At 71.7% G+C, this 16,050-nt stretch carries 12 protein-coding genes; 9 read left to right on the top strand and 3 right to left on the bottom strand.

What is annotated here, in order from left to right:
* Nucleotides 1-111 precede the first annotated feature (111 nt).
* From ABZ567_RS00735 to ABZ567_RS00725, 3 genes are all read left to right on the top strand, one after another.
* The gene (locus ABZ567_RS00735) at nucleotides 112-690 is read left to right on the top strand and encodes a TerD family protein (protein ID WP_360782813.1); all 579 of its coding nucleotides are present in this window, start codon (nucleotides 112-114) and stop codon (nucleotides 688-690) included.
* 116 nt (nucleotides 691-806) lie between these two features.
* A complete protein-coding gene (locus ABZ567_RS00730; protein ID WP_360782810.1) occupies nucleotides 807-2,873 on the top strand; it encodes a TerD family protein in 2,067 nt (688 codons plus the stop codon).
* A gap of 250 nt (nucleotides 2,874-3,123) precedes the next feature.
* Entirely contained in the window at nucleotides 3,124-4,113 is a 990-nt protein-coding gene (locus ABZ567_RS00725; RefSeq protein ID WP_360784971.1) for a TerC family protein, read from the top strand.
* Between the two features lie 85 nt (nucleotides 4,114-4,198).
* Here ABZ567_RS00725 and ABZ567_RS00720 read toward each other — a convergent pair whose 3' ends face one another.
* From ABZ567_RS00720 to ABZ567_RS00710, 3 genes are all read right to left on the bottom strand, one after another.
* Complete coding sequence (locus ABZ567_RS00720) at nucleotides 4,199-5,488, bottom strand: MFS transporter (protein WP_360784969.1); 1,290 nt, start codon at nucleotides 5,486-5,488, stop codon at nucleotides 4,199-4,201.
* A 150-nt stretch (nucleotides 5,489-5,638) separates the two neighbouring features.
* On the bottom strand, nucleotides 5,639-6,295 hold the full coding sequence (locus ABZ567_RS00715) for an MBL fold metallo-hydrolase (RefSeq protein ID WP_360782808.1): 657 nt from the start codon (nucleotides 6,293-6,295) through the stop codon (nucleotides 5,639-5,641).
* Between the two features lie 19 nt (nucleotides 6,296-6,314).
* Nucleotides 6,315-6,998: a maleylpyruvate isomerase family mycothiol-dependent enzyme gene (locus ABZ567_RS00710; protein ID WP_360782805.1), complete on the bottom strand. Its 684-nt coding sequence runs from the start codon at nucleotides 6,996-6,998 to the stop codon at nucleotides 6,315-6,317.
* A gap of 168 nt (nucleotides 6,999-7,166) precedes the next feature.
* On the opposite strand from ABZ567_RS00710, the gene uvrA reads away from it, so the two are divergent.
* The 6 genes from uvrA (at nucleotide 7,167) to whiA (ending at nucleotide 15,979) form a co-directional block, all read left to right on the top strand.
* A complete protein-coding gene (uvrA, locus tag ABZ567_RS00705) occupies nucleotides 7,167-10,196 on the top strand; it encodes an excinuclease ABC subunit UvrA (RefSeq protein WP_360782803.1) in 3,030 nt (1,009 codons plus the stop codon).
* Nucleotides 10,197-10,385: 189 nt separating this feature from the next.
* On the top strand, nucleotides 10,386-10,823 hold the full coding sequence (locus ABZ567_RS00700) for a Rieske (2Fe-2S) protein (protein ID WP_360782800.1): 438 nt from the start codon (nucleotides 10,386-10,388) through the stop codon (nucleotides 10,821-10,823).
* A 176-nt stretch (nucleotides 10,824-10,999) separates the two neighbouring features.
* Nucleotides 11,000-13,003, top strand: coding sequence for an excinuclease ABC subunit UvrC (gene uvrC, locus ABZ567_RS00695; RefSeq protein WP_360782797.1), 2,004 nt, complete (start codon nucleotides 11,000-11,002; stop codon nucleotides 13,001-13,003).
* Nucleotides 13,000-13,977 carry an RNase adapter RapZ gene (rapZ, locus tag ABZ567_RS00690; RefSeq protein WP_360782794.1) on the top strand — a complete coding sequence of 326 codons (978 nt, stop codon included), beginning with the start codon at nucleotides 13,000-13,002 and terminating at the stop codon, nucleotides 13,975-13,977. The genes uvrC and rapZ overlap by 4 nt, the downstream gene beginning before the upstream one ends.
* A complete protein-coding gene (yvcK, locus tag ABZ567_RS00685; protein ID WP_360782791.1) occupies nucleotides 13,974-14,999 on the top strand; it encodes a uridine diphosphate-N-acetylglucosamine-binding protein YvcK in 1,026 nt (341 codons plus the stop codon). The genes rapZ and yvcK overlap by 4 nt, the downstream gene beginning before the upstream one ends.
* On the top strand, nucleotides 14,990-15,979 hold the full coding sequence (gene whiA / locus ABZ567_RS00680) for a DNA-binding protein WhiA (protein WP_148004599.1): 990 nt from the start codon (nucleotides 14,990-14,992) through the stop codon (nucleotides 15,977-15,979). The genes yvcK and whiA overlap by 10 nt, the downstream gene beginning before the upstream one ends.
* Nucleotides 15,980-16,050 lie beyond the last annotated feature (71 nt).

The raw sequence follows: 16,050 nt of genomic DNA, 5'->3' as shown, positions 1-16,050 counted from the left end.
ACACAAAACCGGACCGCGCCTCCTCGGTGTCAGTGGTGTTGCGTAGGGTGACGGACAACCGCACGCACCGGAACAGCGGGCGCGGGGAACGCTAACGAGAGGGGCATACGCGTGTCGGTCAACATGACCAAGGGGCAGGCCATCAGCCTGGAGAAGAAGGGCGGGGGCAACCTCACCCAGGTGCGGATGGGCCTCGGCTGGCAGGCCGCGCCGCGCCGCGGTCTCTTCGGTTCGCGGACCCGGGAGATCGACCTGGACGCCTCGGCCGTCCTCTTCGCCGACAAGCAGCCGGTCGACGTGGTCTTCTTCCGTCACCTGGTCAGTGACGACGGCTCGGTCAAGCACACCGGTGACAACCTCGTGGGCGGCGCCGGCCAGGGCGGCGACGACGAGGCGGTCCTCGTCGACCTGGAGCGCGTCCCGGTCCACATCGACCAGATCGTCTTCACGGTGAACTCCTTCACCGGCCAGACGTTCCAGGAGGTGCAGAACGCCTTCTGCCGCATCGTCGACGAGACGAACGGGCAGGAGCTCGCGCGCTACACCCTCGACGGCGGCGGCAACTACACCGCCCAGATCATGGCGAAGGTCCACCGGGTCGGCACCGGCTGGCAGATGACCGCCCTGGGCAACCCGGCCAACGGGCGCACCTTCCAGGACCTGATGCCCGCGATCCTGCCGCACCTGTAGACGGCCCGCGCGGCACGCACCACAGCTCCCGGAGGCGACAGGCCACCGGGAGCTGTCCCGCATGAACCACACGATCGCTCCACACCGAGCCCGGTAACGCTGAGGGGACAGAGTCGATGACGGCCGAGCTGGTCCGGGGGCAGAACCACCCTCTGCCCGACACCCGCCTTGAGATCCGGGTGTCGGCCGGTCACCCCGTCCTCGCCGGAGCAACCCTCGGCGACGAGCGGGGCAGGGTCCCGGGCAGGGAGTGGATCGCCCACCCCGGCTCGCCCTCCCTCCCCGGCGTCGACGTCCCCCGCGAGGCCGCCGCCGACCACCGGCTGACCGTCGACCTGGAGGCGGTCCCCGGCGCCGTCCACCGCGTCTCGGTGCTCCTGGCACTGCCGGCGGCGCGCACCGAGGGAGCCGCTCGGTTCGGAGCGGTCGCCGCGCCCTTCGTCGCCGTCGCCGGCGCAGACGGCGCCGAGATCGCCAGCTACACGATCACCGGCCTCGACAGCGAGTCCGCCGTCGTCGCCCTGGAGCTGTACCGGCGGCAGGGCGCCTGGAAGGTCCGTGCCATGGGCCAGGGGTACGAGGGCGGTCTGGCCGCCCTCCTCGGCGACCAGGGCCTGGAACGGGCCGCCGATCTGGCGGCGGCGATCCTGGAGACGGTCGCGCCGGCTCCGGCTCCCCCGCACCGCGCCCCCGAGGCGGAGCGCGTACGCCACACGGCGCCGGTGCCGGCCACGAACCCGGCCCCGACCACCCCGGTGACACCGCCCGCCACGGTGCCGGACCCGGGCGCGACCGCACCCACGACGAACACGGGCGCGACCGCACCGGCGACCCACACGGCCGCGCCCACGCCCGCGACACACACCGCCGCACCGACGACGGGCGTCGGCCCGACCGTACCCACGACGGGCACCGACGCGACCGCATCCGTCACCGACCCGGCCGCGCCCAGACCCACGCACCCGACGGGCACCCACACCGGCGGTCCCATCGACTACGCCCACCCCCGCCGCCGGACCGCCCCCACGACCGGGCCCCGGCAGGCCCCGCCCGTGCCGGTCGCCGGGGACGCGTCGGGCTGGTCCATGGACGAGCGGCTGTACAACCAGGTGTGGGGCATGTTCGAGGACCTGGCCCGTACGGCCGCCGCCTACCGCAGCGCCTGCGACTTCGCGGAGTCCCGGCTCGACCGGGAGCTGGACCAGACGCTTTCCGACTACCGCGCTCGCGCCGACCGCGCCAACGACGCGGCCCGCGCGGCCGCCCGCGCCCGGCACGACGAGCTGGTGGAGCGGGCCCAGGCGGTCCTGGACCGGGACCTCGCGCAGCTCGTGGCGGAGTCCGAGGTCGTCGAACCGGCGTTGCCCGCCGCGTACGCCCGCTGGGACAGCCCGGTCTGGCAGGCCTACCACGTCCCGGCCGAGGAGCCGATGGCCGTCCGGCTCGGCGACCTCCACCTCCCCGAGCGGACGGATCTGCGGATCCCCATGCTCGTCCGGCTCCCCCTGGAGCGCGGACTCTGGGTGGACAGCGGCCGGGGGCACTCGGAGGCGGCCGGTCTCCTCGACGAGACCGAGCTGCGGCGGTTCGCCCTGGACAGCGCGGTCGCGCACGCGGCCCGGCTGCTCGCGGCGCACCCGGCAGGGGCGTTCGCCCTCCATGTCGTCGACCCGGGGGGCGCGGGCGCCGTCTCGCTCGCGCCGCTGGTCGAGTCGGGGGTCCTCGCGGCCCCGCCGGCCCGGGGCGCGGCCGGCGTCTCCGCGGTCCTGGAGCAGCTCACCGAGCGGGTCGACCTGCTGCAGATGGCGGTGCGGGCCGGGGCGGCCGACGCCCTGCCGCCCGGTCTGGACGCGGCGCGGCAGCTTCTGCTCGTGCACGACTTCCCGCACGGTTTCGACGACCGGGCGGTCACCCGGCTGCGGTATCTCGCCGACGAGGGACCGTCGGTCGGCGTCCATCTGCTGATGGTCGCGGACCGGGAGGACGCGGCGGCGTACGGGCCCCTGCTCGACCCGCTGTGGCGTTCGCTGTTGCGGCTCACCCCCGTTCCGGACGACCACCTCGCCGATCCCTGGGTCGGCCACGCCTGGTCGTACGAGCCGCCGCTCGTTCCGCCGGGCAGCGGGGTGCTGCGTCAGGTGCTCGCGCAGGTGGCCGATGCTCGCCACGGAAAGCGGCTCTGACCTGCTCTTTTGGGTCCTCTTTACCCTGCCCTTTACCTTCTCTTGGGTATTCGGGTAGTCTTCTTGGTGCGGAGGGGAGTACTCCCCAAGCGCGGCGTACCCGTCAGTACGGACGGATCCACGGTGATCCGATCCCGGGGCGTCGGCCCGGCGGCGATCGTCCGTCGCTCGGGTGGAAGAGACCTCCGGCAGCGACGACGCTGATCAGTAGCCGTACGACGCCGGAGGCGCAGTGGACGTTTCAATGACCATGTGGGTCCTGACCATTCTCGGTCTGGGTGCCCTGATCGGAGCCGACTTCTTCATCGGGCGCAAGCCCCATGACGTGTCGGTCAAGGAAGCCGGAATCTGGACGATCGTCTGGATCGTCCTGGCCGCCCTCTTCGGAATCGGCCTGCTGATCTGGGGCAACAGCCAGGCGTCCGGCGAGTTCTTCGCGGGCTACATCACCGAGAAGTCGCTCAGCGTCGACAACCTCTTCGTCTTCGTCCTGATCATGGCGAAGTTCTCGGTCCCCTCGCACCTCCAGCAGCGCGTGCTGCTCGTGGGCGTGCTGATCGCCCTGGTGCTCCGTGCGATCTTCATCGCCGCGGGCGCGGCGATCATCGCCAGCTTCTCCTGGGTCTTCTACATCTTCGGCGCGTTCCTGATCTACACCGCCTGGAAGCTCATCCAGGAGGCGCGCTCCGACGACGAGGAGGACGAGTTCGAGGAGAACCGTCTCCTCAAGACCGTCGAGAAGAAGTTCGGCGTGGCCGACCGGTACCACGGCACCAAGCTGTTCATCCGGAACAACGGCAAGCGGATCATGACCCCGCTGATGGTCGTCATGCTCGCCATCGGCACCACGGACATCCTGTTCGCCCTCGACTCCATCCCGGCGATCTTCGGCCTCACCCAGGACCCGTACATCGTCTTCACCGCCAACGCCTTCGCCCTCATGGGTCTGCGGCAGCTGTACTTCCTGATCGGCGGCCTGCTCAAGAAGCTGGTCCACCTCAGCTACGGCCTGTCGGTGATCCTCGGCTTCATCGGCGTCAAGCTCGTGCTGCACGCCCTGCACGAGTCCGGGGTGCACGTCCCGGAGATCTCCATCCCGTTCTCGCTCGCGGTCATCTGCGGTGTCCTGGTCATCACCACGATCACCAGCCTCATCGCCTCCAAGAAGCAGGCGGAGCGGGAAGCCGCCGAGAGCGCGGCGGACGCCGACGGGGCCGAGAAGGACAGCATCGGCGCCTGACGCGGCACACACGGCGACGGCCGGCCGGAGGAAGCCCTCCGGCCGGCCGTCGCCGTGTCCCCGGCCCCGCACGGGCCGCACGGGTCTACACGGGATCCAGATCGGCCACCGGTTCCGGGACGGCCCGCGCCGGCAGCGTCTCCGGGAGGAGAGCGAAGCAACCCAGGCTGACGAGCGCCACCACGGTCAGATACGCGGCCACGCTCCAGGGCGGTCCTGAACCGCCGTCGGAGAGGGCGGTGGCGACGAGCGGGGTGAGCGCGCCGCCGAGTACCCCGGCGAGGTTGTAGCCGACGGCCGCGCCGGTGCAGCGGACGCGGGGCTCGTACAGCTCCGGGAGGTACGCGGCGACCACCGCGAACATGGTGATGAAGGCCAGCAGCGCGCCCAGGAAACCGAGGAACATCAGGAACGGCCGTCCCGTGTGCAACAGCGCCACCAACGGGAACATCCAGAGCGCGGAGGCCGCGCACCCCGCGAGACAGAGCGGCCGACGGCCCCAGCGGTCGGCCAGGAGCGCCACGAAGGGGGTCGCCGCCCCCTTGATCGCCACCGCCGCCATCACGCAGGTCAGCATCACCGTGCTGCTCACCCCGAGGTGCTCGGTGCCGTAGGCCAGGGCCCAGGTGGAGACCGTGTAGAAGGTGGCGTATCCGACCGCGAGGGCGCCGGCCGTCAGCAGGACGAGCCGCCAGTGGTCGCGGGCGACCTCGGCCAACGGGGCGCCGGAGCGCTTCCCGGCCGCGGCCAGCTCCTCGAACTGCGGGGTCTCCGCCAGGGAGGAGCGCAGCAGCAGCCCGGCCGCCGCCAGCAGACCCGCGGCCCAGAACGGCACCCGCCAGCCCCAGGACCGGAACTCCGCGTCGCTGAGGCCCGCGGACAGCGCCAGCATCACCCCGTTCGCCAGGAGGAAGCCGATCGCCGGGCCGATCTGGGGGAAGCTCGACCAGAGCGCCCGCCGGTGCGCCGGGGCGTGCTCCGCGGTGAGCAGCACCGCCCCGCCCCACTCGCCGCCGAGCCCCAGGCCCTGGAGGAAGCGCAGGACGAGCAGCAGCACGGGGGCGGCGATACCGAGCGTGGCGTACGTGGGGACACAGCCGACCGCGACCGTGGCGCAGCCGGTCAGGAGCAGCGAGACCATGAGGACCGGACGCCGGCCGTACCGGTCGCCGACATGGCCGAAGAGGATCGAGCCGAGCGGACGGGCCACGAAGCCGACGGCGAAGGTGCCGAAGGCGGCGAGGGTCCCGGCGAGCGGGGAGAAGGTCGGGAAGAAGAGCGGACCCAGGACGAGGGCGGCGGCGGTCCCGTACACGAAGAAGTCGTAGAACTCGATGGCGGTGCCGACGAGCGAGGCCGCGGCGACCCGCCCCATCGACGGGGCGGCGGGGGTGGCCGGGGGTACGGGAGGCGACGGAGAGTGACTGAGGCGCATGTGGCGCCAACTACCCGGCCGGCCTCCCGGTTACGGGGGCGTGCGGGAGCGCGCCGCTGCCAGGCCGCGCGCTCTCGGTACCGCCGACGGTCACCAGCCGCGCTCGCGCCATGCCGCCAGGGACGGGCGCTCGTCACCGAGCGTGGTGTCCTTGCCGTGGCCCGGGTAGATCCAGGACTCGTCGGGGAGCGCCGCGAACAGCTTGGTCTCCACGTCGTGGAGGAGGCTCGCGAAGGCCTCCGGGTCCTTCCTGGTGTTGCCCACGCCGCCGGGGAACAGGCAGTCGCCGGTGAAGACGTGCGGGTGGCCGTGCGGGTCGTCGTAGACGAGGGCGATCGAGCCCGGGGTGTGGCCGACCAGGCGGCGCGCGGTCAGTTCCACCCGTCCCACCCGGATCGTGTCGCCGTCCTCGAGGGGCACGTCGGTCGCGACCGGGATGCCCTCCACGTCGTACGCCCCCGCGTAGGTCACGGCGCCGGTCGCGGCGACCACCTCGGCGAGTGCCTGCCAGTGGTCGCCGTGCCGGTGGGTGGTGACGACGGCTCTGACACCGTCGTCACCGATCAGCGTGAGCAGCGTGTCGGCGTCATTGGCCGCGTCGATGAGGAGCTGCTCGCCGGTGGCCCGGCAGCGCAGCAGATACGCGTTGTTGTCCATCGGGCCGACCGCGACCTTCGAGATCATCAGGTCCGTCAGCTCGTGCACGTCCGCCGGTCCGCCGACCTTCACCACTCCGCTGTACGTCATGCGTTCAGCTTAGGGGTGTTCAGAGCGCCGGGAGCGTCGGCAGCGGGCCGCCCTCCGTCGTGAGCGCGGAGCCGTCGCGGCGGCCGGCGAGCCAGCCGAGGAGGTCGGGGGCCGGGCCCGTGACGGTGACGCCGCCGGTCGGGCCGCCGGTCGTCCACGTCCCGCCGTCGTCGGACCTGAGGACCGTCGCGGGCACGCTCTCCAGGCCGGTGAAGCGGTCGGCGAGGAACGCGATCTCGCGGGTGATGAACTCCTCGGGCAGGTCTTCGAGCTCGTAGCCGACGCCCAGGTCGACGTGGTGCAGGTCCACCTCCACCCAGCGGCGGAACGGGATCCGGGAGGCGCTGTCGGTGACGCCGTTGCGGAGCTCGACCGTCCGGCTCCAGTCGGCGGGCTCGGCGCCCACGACGTCGAAGCGGGCGGCGGTCTCGCGCAGGTCGGCGAGGTGCACGGCCGGTGGCCGGCCGGAGTCGCGCTCGATGTCGGCGTCCCTGGTCGCGGCGTCGGGATACATGGGACGGCCCTGGAGGACGTTCACCAGGGCGTCGGCGTTACGGGCGACGTGGGCGAGCACATGTCCCCGGGTCCAGCCGGGCAGGCGTGACGGCGCGGCCGTCGCCGCGTTGTCCAGGGAGGCGGCCGCGTCCAGCAGTCTTTCGGTCGCTGCGCGGAGGTGAGCAAGGTCGCGTTCGTGATCGATCATGGCGCCGACCCTAGTGCCGACCGGGGTCTCGCCACCCGTTCGGGTGAAGCGGTCTCCACGAGGCCGGAAATCGAATGTGCGTGCTATACGCTCGGAGGAAGCATCCGGCATCCTTGGTTGTTGGGTGTTTCAGGCACATCCGCTCTCTGAAGAAAGGTGCGGACCGGCGTGGCCGACCGTCTCATCGTCCGTGGCGCTCGTGAGCACAACCTCAAGAACGTCTCGCTCGACCTCCCGCGTGACTCCCTGATCGTCTTCACCGGGCTCTCGGGATCGGGCAAGTCCTCCCTCGCGTTCGACACGATCTTCGCCGAGGGGCAGCGCCGCTACGTCGAGTCGCTCTCCTCCTACGCCCGGCAGTTCCTCGGTCAGATGGACAAGCCGGACGTCGACTTCATCGAAGGTCTGTCGCCCGCCGTCTCCATCGACCAGAAGTCGACCTCGCGCAACCCGCGCTCGACGGTCGGCACCATCACGGAGGTCTACGACTACCTCCGGCTGCTCTTCGCCCGCATCGGCAAGCCGCACTGTCCCGAGTGCCGCCGGCCCATCTCCCGCCAGTCGCCGCAGGCCATCGTGGACCGGGTCCTGGAGCTGCCCGAGGGCAGCCGCTTCCAGGTGCTCTCCCCGCTCGTGCGGGAGCGGAAGGGCGAGTTCGTCGACCTCTTCGCCGACCTCCAGACCAAGGGCTACAGCCGCGCCCGGGTCGACGGCGTGACCGTGCAGCTGAGCGAACCGCCGACGCTGAAGAAGCAGGAGAAGCACACGATCGAGGTGGTCGTCGACCGCCTGACGGTGAAGGACGGCGCCAAGCGCCGCCTCACCGACTCGGTCGAGACCGCGCTCGGACTCTCCGGCGGCATGGTCGTGCTCGACTTCGTCGACCTCGCGGAGGACGACCCCGAGCGCGAGCGGATGTACTCGGAGCACCTCTACTGCCCGTACGACGACCTGTCCTTCGAGGAGCTGGAGCCGCGTTCCTTCTCCTTCAACTCGCCCTTCGGCGCCTGCCCCGACTGCACCGGCATCGGCACCCGCATGGAGGTCGACCCCGAGCTGATCGTCCCCGACGAGGACAAGTCCCTCGACGAGGGCGCCATCCACCCCTGGTCGCACGGACACACCAAGGAGTACTTCGGCCGGCTCATCGGCGGTCTCGCCCAGGCGCTCGGCTTCCGCACGGACATCCCGTACGCGGGGCTGCCGCAGCGTGCCAAGAAGGCCCTGATGCACGGCCACAAGACCCAGGTCGAGGTCCGCTACCGCAACCGGTACGGGCGGGAGCGGGCGTACACCACCCCGGCCTTCGAGGGCGCCGTCTCCTTCGTCAAGCGGCGTCACACCGAGGCCGAGAGCGACTCCAGCCGGGAGCGCTTCGAGGGCTACATGCGCGAGGTGCCCTGCCCCACCTGCGAGGGCACCCGCCTCAAGCCGATCGTCCTCGCGGTCACGGTGATGGAGAAGTCCATCGCCGAGGTCTCCGGGATGTCGATCAGCGACTGCGCCGAGTTCCTCGGCCGGCTGACGCTCAGCGCGCGCGACAAGAAGATCGCCGAGCGGGTCCTCAAGGAGGTCAACGAGCGGCTGCGCTTCCTCGTCGACGTCGGCCTCGACTACCTCTCGCTCAACCGGGCCGCGGGCACCCTCTCCGGCGGCGAGGCCCAGCGCATCCGGCTCGCCACCCAGATCGGCTCGGGTCTGGTCGGCGTGCTGTACGTGCTCGACGAGCCGTCCATCGGCCTCCACCAGCGCGACAACCACCGGCTCATCGAGACCCTCGTCCGGCTCCGGGACATGGGCAACACGCTCATCGTCGTCGAGCACGACGAGGACACCATCAAGGTCGCGGACTGGGTCGTCGACATCGGCCCCGGCGCCGGTGAGCACGGCGGCAAGGTCGTCCACTCCGGCACCTTGAAGGAGCTCCTCGCCAACGAGGAGTCGATGACCGGGCAGTACCTGTCAGGGCGTCGTGCGATCCCCACCCCGGAGATCCGCCGCCCGGTGGACCCCGGGCGCCGGCTCACCGTGCACGGGGCCCGCGAGAACAACCTGCGGGACATCGACGTCTCCTTCCCGCTCGGTGTCCTCACCGCCGTCACCGGCGTCTCCGGCTCCGGCAAGTCGACCCTGGTCAACGACATCCTCTACACCCACCTGGCGCGCGAGCTGAACGGCGCCAAGTCGGTGCCCGGACGGCACACGCGCGTGGACGGCGACGACCTCGTCGACAAGGTCGTGCACGTCGACCAGTCCCCGATCGGCCGCACCCCGCGGTCGAACCCGGCGACGTACACCGGCGTCTTCGACCACGTCCGCAAGCTCTTCGCCGAGACGATGGAGGCCAAGGTCCGGGGCTACCTCCCCGGCCGGTTCTCCTTCAACGTCAAGGGCGGCCGCTGCGAGAACTGCTCCGGCGACGGCACGATCAAGATCGAGATGAACTTCCTCCCGGACGTCTACGTCCCGTGCGAGGTCTGCCACGGCGACCGGTACAACCGGGAGACCCTGGAGGTCCACTACAAGGGCAAGTCCATCGCCGAAGTCCTGAACATGCCGATCGAGGAGGCCCTCGACTTCTTCGAGGCCGTCCCGACCATCTCGCGCCATCTGCGCACGCTCAACGAGGTCGGCCTCGGGTACGTCCGGCTCGGACAGTCCGCGCCGACGCTCTCCGGCGGTGAGGCACAGCGCGTGAAGCTCGCCTCCGAGCTCCAGAAGCGCTCGACGGGCCGCACGGTCTACGTCCTGGACGAGCCGACCACCGGTCTGCACTTCGAGGACATCGCGAAGCTGATCAAGGTGCTGTCCGGACTGGTCGACAAGGGCAACTCGGTGATCGTCATCGAGCACAACCTCGATGTCATCAAGACCGCGGACTGGCTCATCGACATGGGCCCCGAGGGCGGCAACGGCGGCGGTCTGGTCGTCGCCGAGGGCACCCCCGAGGAGGTCGCCTCGGTGTCCACCAGCCACACCGGCAAGTTCCTCCGCGAGATCCTCGGCGCGGACCGGGTCAGCGACGCCGGAAGGACCGTCCCCGCCGCCCGCGGGGCGAAGAAGGCGGCGGCGAAGAAGGCCCCCGCCAAGAAGGCCACCACCGCCAGGGCCGCCGCGCCGGCGAAGAAGACGGCCGCCAAGGCGACCGCGACGAAGGCCGCCGCCAAGAAGGCGACGACCCGGGCCCGCAAGGCCTGACGTCAGAGGCAGGGCCCTCGCCCAGGGGGCCCTGCCGCACGCCCGCCCACGCCGCCGAGAAGGCGACGACCCGGGCCCACGAGCCCTGCCGCACCCCCGACCACGGCCAGGGCCCGGACGACCGCGTCCGCGGACCCGCCGGTATCGTCGGTTCGGTCACGCCTTGCCCCGATCCACCGTGGAGCGTCCATGTCCGGCCAGTCCAGCCGCCGCACCGTCCTGAAAGGCGCCGCCCTCGCCGGTGCCGCCGGGCTGGGGGTCGCCGCCTGCTCCACCGAGTCCAAGCTCGGCCACGCCGAGGTCCCGACCCCGACCGCCCCGGTCGCCCTCGGCGCCCCGGACGAGGTCCCCGTCGGCGGCGCCAGGCTCTACCGCGAGCAGCGGCTCCTGGTGAGCTGCCCGGCCGAGGGCCGGTACAGGGCGTTCAGCGCCCAGTGCACCCACGCCGGCTGCGTCCTCGACAAGATCGAGGACAACGAGGGCAACTGCCCCTGCCACGGCAGCCGGTTCGACGTCACGACCGGCAAGGCCCTCAAGGGCCCGGCCACCGTGCCGCTCCCCGAGGTCCCGATCCGCGTCGAGAACGGCAAGCTGGTCGCGGGCCCCGAGACCGCACCCCAGACCTAGACGGGGCCCGGGCCCCGAGACCGCGCCCCAGACCCAGGCGGGGCCCGGGCCCCGAGACCGCGCCCCAGACCCAGGCGGTGCCCTGGCCCCCCGGGCCCCCAGAGCTCCCACGCACGGGGTTCCGCCAACGAGCGGGCCCGGCCGGAGTGTCGGTGCCCGCCAGTAGGGTGGAGACCATGGCAGACCCCTCCAGCTACCGCCCCAAGCCGGGTCAGATCCCCGACTCCCCGGGGGTCTACAAGTTCCGCGACGAGCACCGCCGGGTGATCTACGTGGGAAAGGCGAAGTCCCTGCGCCAGCGGCTCGCCAACTACTTCCAGCCGCTCACGAGCCTGCACCCGCGCACGGCCACCATGGTGACCACCGCCGCATCCGTGGAGTGGACCGTCGTCTCGACCGAGGTCGAGGCGCTCCAGCTGGAGTACTCCTGGATCAAGGAGTACGACCCCCGGTTCAACGTGAAGTACCGGGACGACAAGAGCTACCCGTACCTCGCGGTGACGATGAACGAGGAGTTCCCGCGCGTCCAGGTCATGCGCGGCCACAAGAAGAAGGGCGTGCGCTACTTCGGGCCGTACGCGCACGCGTGGGCGATCCGCGAGACCGTCGACCTGATGCTGCGGGTCTTCCCGGTGCGGACGTGCTCCGCCGGGGTGTTCCGGAACGCGACCTCGGCCGGCCGCCCCTGCCTCCTCGGCTACATCGGCAAGTGCTCGGCGCCCTGCGTCGGCCGGGTCACCCCCCGGGAGCACCGCGAACTCGCCGAGGAGTTCAGCGACTTCATGGCCGGCCGTACCGGTACGTACATCCGCCGCCTCGAGAAGCAGATGATGCTGGCGGCCGAGGACATGGAGTACGAGAAGGCCGGGCGGCTCCGCGACGACATAGGGGCCCTGCGCCGGGCCATGGAGAAGAGCGCGGTCGTGCTCGCCGACGCCACCGACGCCGACCTGATCGCCCTCGCCGAGGACGAGCTGGAGGCCGCCGTGCAGATCTTCCACGTGCGCGGGGGACGCGTCCGCGGCCAGCGCGGCTGGGTCACCGACAAGGTCGAGGCCGTCGACACCGCCGGACTCGTCGAGCACGCCATCCAGCAGCTGTACGGCGAGGAGAGCGGCGACGCGGTCCCCAAGGAGGTCCTGGTCCCCGCGCTCCCGGACGACGCGGAGGCCGTCACCGCCTGGCTCTCCGGCCGCCGCGGGTCCAACGTCTCGCTGCGCGTCCCGCAGCGCGGCGACAAGAAGGACCTGATGGAGACCGTCGCGCGCAACGCCCAGCAGGCGCTCGTGCTGCACAAGACGAAGCGGGCCAGTGATCTGACCACCCGCTCCCGGGCCCTGGAGGAGATCGCCGAGGCCCTGGACCTGGACTCGGCGCCGCTGCGGATCGAGTGCTTCGACATCTCCCACCTCCAGGGCGAGGACGTGGTCGCCTCGATGGTGGTGTTCGAGGACGGGCTGCCCCGGAAGAGCGAGTACCGCCGCTTCCAGATCAAGGGCTTCGAGGGCCAGGACGACGTCCGGTCCATGCACGAGGTGATCGGCCGCCGGTTCCGCCGTTATCTGGCCGAGAAGGAGAAGACCGGGGAATGGGATCTGTCCGCCGACGGCGGGGGACAGGATCCCGAGGGGATCGTCGACGGCCCGGAGGAGAGCGGCGGGCCCAAGCGCTTCGCGTACCCGCCGCAGCTCGTCGTGGTCGACGGCGGCCAGCCCCAGGTCGCCGCGGCCCGGCGCGCCCTCGACGAGCTCGGCATCGACGACATCGCGGTCTGCGGGCTCGCCAAGCGCCTGGAGGAGGTGTGGCTGCCCGGCGACGACGACCCGGTGGTGCTGCCCCGCTCCAGCGAGGGCCTGTACCTGCTCCAGCGGGTGCGTGACACGGCTCACGACTTCGCCATCCGCTACCAGCGGTCCAAGCGGACGAAACGTATCCGGACCAGCCCTCTCGATGTGGTCCCGGGCCTCGGCGACACCCGGAAACGCGCGTTGATCAAGCATTTCGGCTCGGTGAAACGGCTGCGACAGGCGACAATCGAGCAGATCTGCGAGGTACCCGGCATGGGCCGAAAGACCGCGGAGGCGGTCGTCGTGGCCCTCGCCCAGGCGGCTCCGGCCGCACCCGCCGTGAACACGGCGACAGGAGAGATCATGGAAGACGACGGGGGCGGCACGGCATGACCGCGCACGAGCAGGACCGGAACGAAGAGCAAGACGAGCACGACCGAGAAGACGGAGCAGGACACGTGAGTACGGGCACGAAGGAGACCCCCGGCGACAACGGCGCCGAGGCGGCCATCCCCGAACTGGTGATCATCTCCGGCATGTCCGGAGCCGGCCGGTCCACCGCGGCGAAGTGTCTGGAGGACCTCGGCTGGTTCGTCGTGGACAATCTGCCGCCCGCGCTGATCCCCACCATGGTGGAGCTCGGCGCCCGCTCCCAGGGCAACGTCGCCAGGATCGCCGTCGTCGTCGACGTCCGCGGCCGGCAGTTCTTCGACAACCTCAGGGAGTCCCTCGCCGACCTCGACGCCAAGCAGGTCACCCGCCGGATCGTCTTCCTGGAGTCGTCCGACGACGCCCTGGTCCGGCGCTTCGAGTCGGTCCGCAGGCCGCACCCGCTCCAGGGCGACGGCCGGATCACCGACGGCATCGCCGCGGAGCGTGACCTGCTGCGCGAACTGCGCGGCGACGCCGACCTGGTCATCGACACCTCCAGCCTCAACGTCCACGAACTGCGCGCCAAGATGGACGCCCAGTTCGCCGGGGACGAGGAGCCCGAGCTGCGGGCCACCGTGATGTCCTTCGGGTTCAAGTACGGCCTGCCGGTCGACGCCGACCTCGTCGTCGACATGCGCTTCCTGCCGAACCCGCACTGGGTCCCCGAGCTGCGCCCCTTCACCGGCCTCAACGAGGAGGTGTCGAACTACGTCTACAACCAGCCCGGCGCCAAGGAGTTCCTCGACCGCTACACCGAGCTGCTCCAGCTGATCGCCGCGGGCTACCGGCGCGAGGGCAAGCGGTACGTGACCGTCGCCGTGGGCTGCACCGGCGGCAAGCACCGTTCCGTCGCCACCGCCGAGCGGCTCGCCGCCCGCATCGCCGCCGAAGGGGTCGAGACCGTCGTCGTGCACCGGGACATGGGGCGCGAGTGAAGCCGTACCGCCGGCGTGCCTCCACCCTCGTGGCGCGGCGCACGCTCCGCAGACGGGGGACCCAGCCCAAGGTGGTCGCCCTGGGCGGGGGCATGGGCCTCTCGGCCTCCCTCGCCGCGCTCCGCCGGATCACCGGCGATCTCACCGCCGTCGTCACCGTCGCCGACGACGGCGGCTCCAGCGGCCGGCTCCGGGAGGAGCTGGGCGTGCTCCCCCCGGGAGACCTCCGCAAGGCGCTCGCCGCGCTCTGCGGCGACGACGACTGGGGCCAGACCTGGGCCCGGGTGATCCAGCACCGCTTCCAGTCCAAGGGCGAGATGCACGGCCACGCCGTGGGCAACCTGCTGATCGTCGCCCTCTGGGAGCAGCTCGGTGACCCCGTGCAGGCCCTCGACCTGGTGGGCCGGCTGCTCGGCGCCCACGGCCGGGTGCTGCCGATGTCCGCCGTGCCCCTGGAGCTCCAGGCGCTGGTCAAGGGCCACGACCCGGAGCGGCCGGACGACGTGGACACCGTGCGCGGTCAGGCGACCGTGGCGCTCACCCCCGGCGAGGTGCAGTCCGTCCACCTCGTGCCGAACGACCCGCCCGCGGTGCCGGAGGCGGTCGCGGCGGTCCTGGACGCGGACTGGGTGGTCCTCGGACCCGGCTCCTGGTTCTCCTCGGTGATCCCGCACCTCCTGGTGCCCGAGCTGCTCGACGCCCTGGTCGAGACGAAGGCCCGGAAGGTGCTCTCGCTGAACCTCGCGCCGCAACCCGGAGAAACCGAGGGCTTCTCACCGCAGCGTCATTTGGAGGTTTTGGGACGACACGCCCCTAAACTCGCCCTGGACGTGGTGCTGGCCGACGAGGCCGCCGTGCCCGATCGCGAGTCCCTCTCCGATGCCGCCAAGCGGCTCGGTGCCGCGGTCGAGCTGGCGCCGGTGGCCGGGTCCGACGGCTCCGCGAAGCATGACCCGGAGCTGTTGGCCGCCGCGTACGACCGTATTTTTCGGATGCATGGAAGGATCGGCCCATGGCGATGACGGCAGCGGTGAAGGACGAGATCTCCCGGCTTCCCGTCACCCGGACCTGCTGCAGGAAGGCAGAGGTCTCGTCGATCCTGCGGTTCGCGGGCGGGCTGCACCTGGTGAGCGGCCGCATCGTGATCGAGGCGGAGCTCGACACCGCGATGGCGGCCCGCCGCCTCAAGCGGGACATCCTGGAGATCTTCGGGCACAGCTCGGAGCTCATCGTGATGGCCCCCGGCGGTCTGCGCCGCGGCTCGCGGTTCGTGGTGCGGGTGGTGGCCGGAGGCGACCAGCTGGCCCGGCAGACGGGTCTCGTGGACGGACGGGGCCGCCCCATCCGGGGTCTTCCCCCGCAGGTGGTCTCCGGGGCGACCTGTGACGCGGAGGCGGCCTGGCGGGGCGCCTTCCTCGCGCACGGATCGCTGACCGAGCCCGGCCGCTCCTCCTCCCTCGAGGTGACCTGCCCGGGTCCGGAGGCCGCGCTCGCCCTGGTCGGCGCGGCGCGCCGGCTCTCCATCGCGGCGAAGGCCCGCGAGGTACGGGGTGTGGACCGGGTCGTCGTCCGCGACGGCGACGCGATCGGCGCCCTCCTCACCCGCCTCGGCGCGCACGAGTCGGTGCTCGCCTGGGAGGAGCGGCGGATGCGGCGCGAGGTCCGCGCCACCGCCAACCGCCTGGCCAACTTCGACGACGCCAACCTGCGCCGCTCGGCCCGCGCCGCGGTCGCCGCCGGGGCCCGGGTGCAGCGCGCCCTGGAGATCCTCGGCGAGGAGGTGCCCGAGCACCTCGCGGCGGCCGGCCGGCTCCGCATGGAGCACAAGCAGGCCTCCCTGGAGGAGCTGGGCGCGCTCGCCGACCCGCCGCTGACCAAGGACGCGGTGGCCGGCCGGATCCGCCGGCTGCTCGCGATGGCCGACAAGCGGGCGCAGGACCTGGGGATCCCCGGGACCGAGTCCAACCTGAGCGAGGAGCTCGACGACAGCCTCGTCGGCTGATCCGTACGCAAGCGTGAACTCCGGGCTGCCGGTGCCTTTCTGAGGCGCCGGCAGCTTTCGCGTACGCCCGC

Origin of the sequence: Streptomyces sp. NPDC016459, from assembly GCF_040632845.1 — a bacterium.
In the GTDB taxonomy this organism is placed as follows: domain Bacteria; phylum Actinomycetota; class Actinomycetes; order Streptomycetales; family Streptomycetaceae; genus Streptomyces.
The sequence above is the reverse complement of the archived record's forward strand: the minus strand, read 5'-3'. Positions and strand labels throughout refer to the sequence as shown.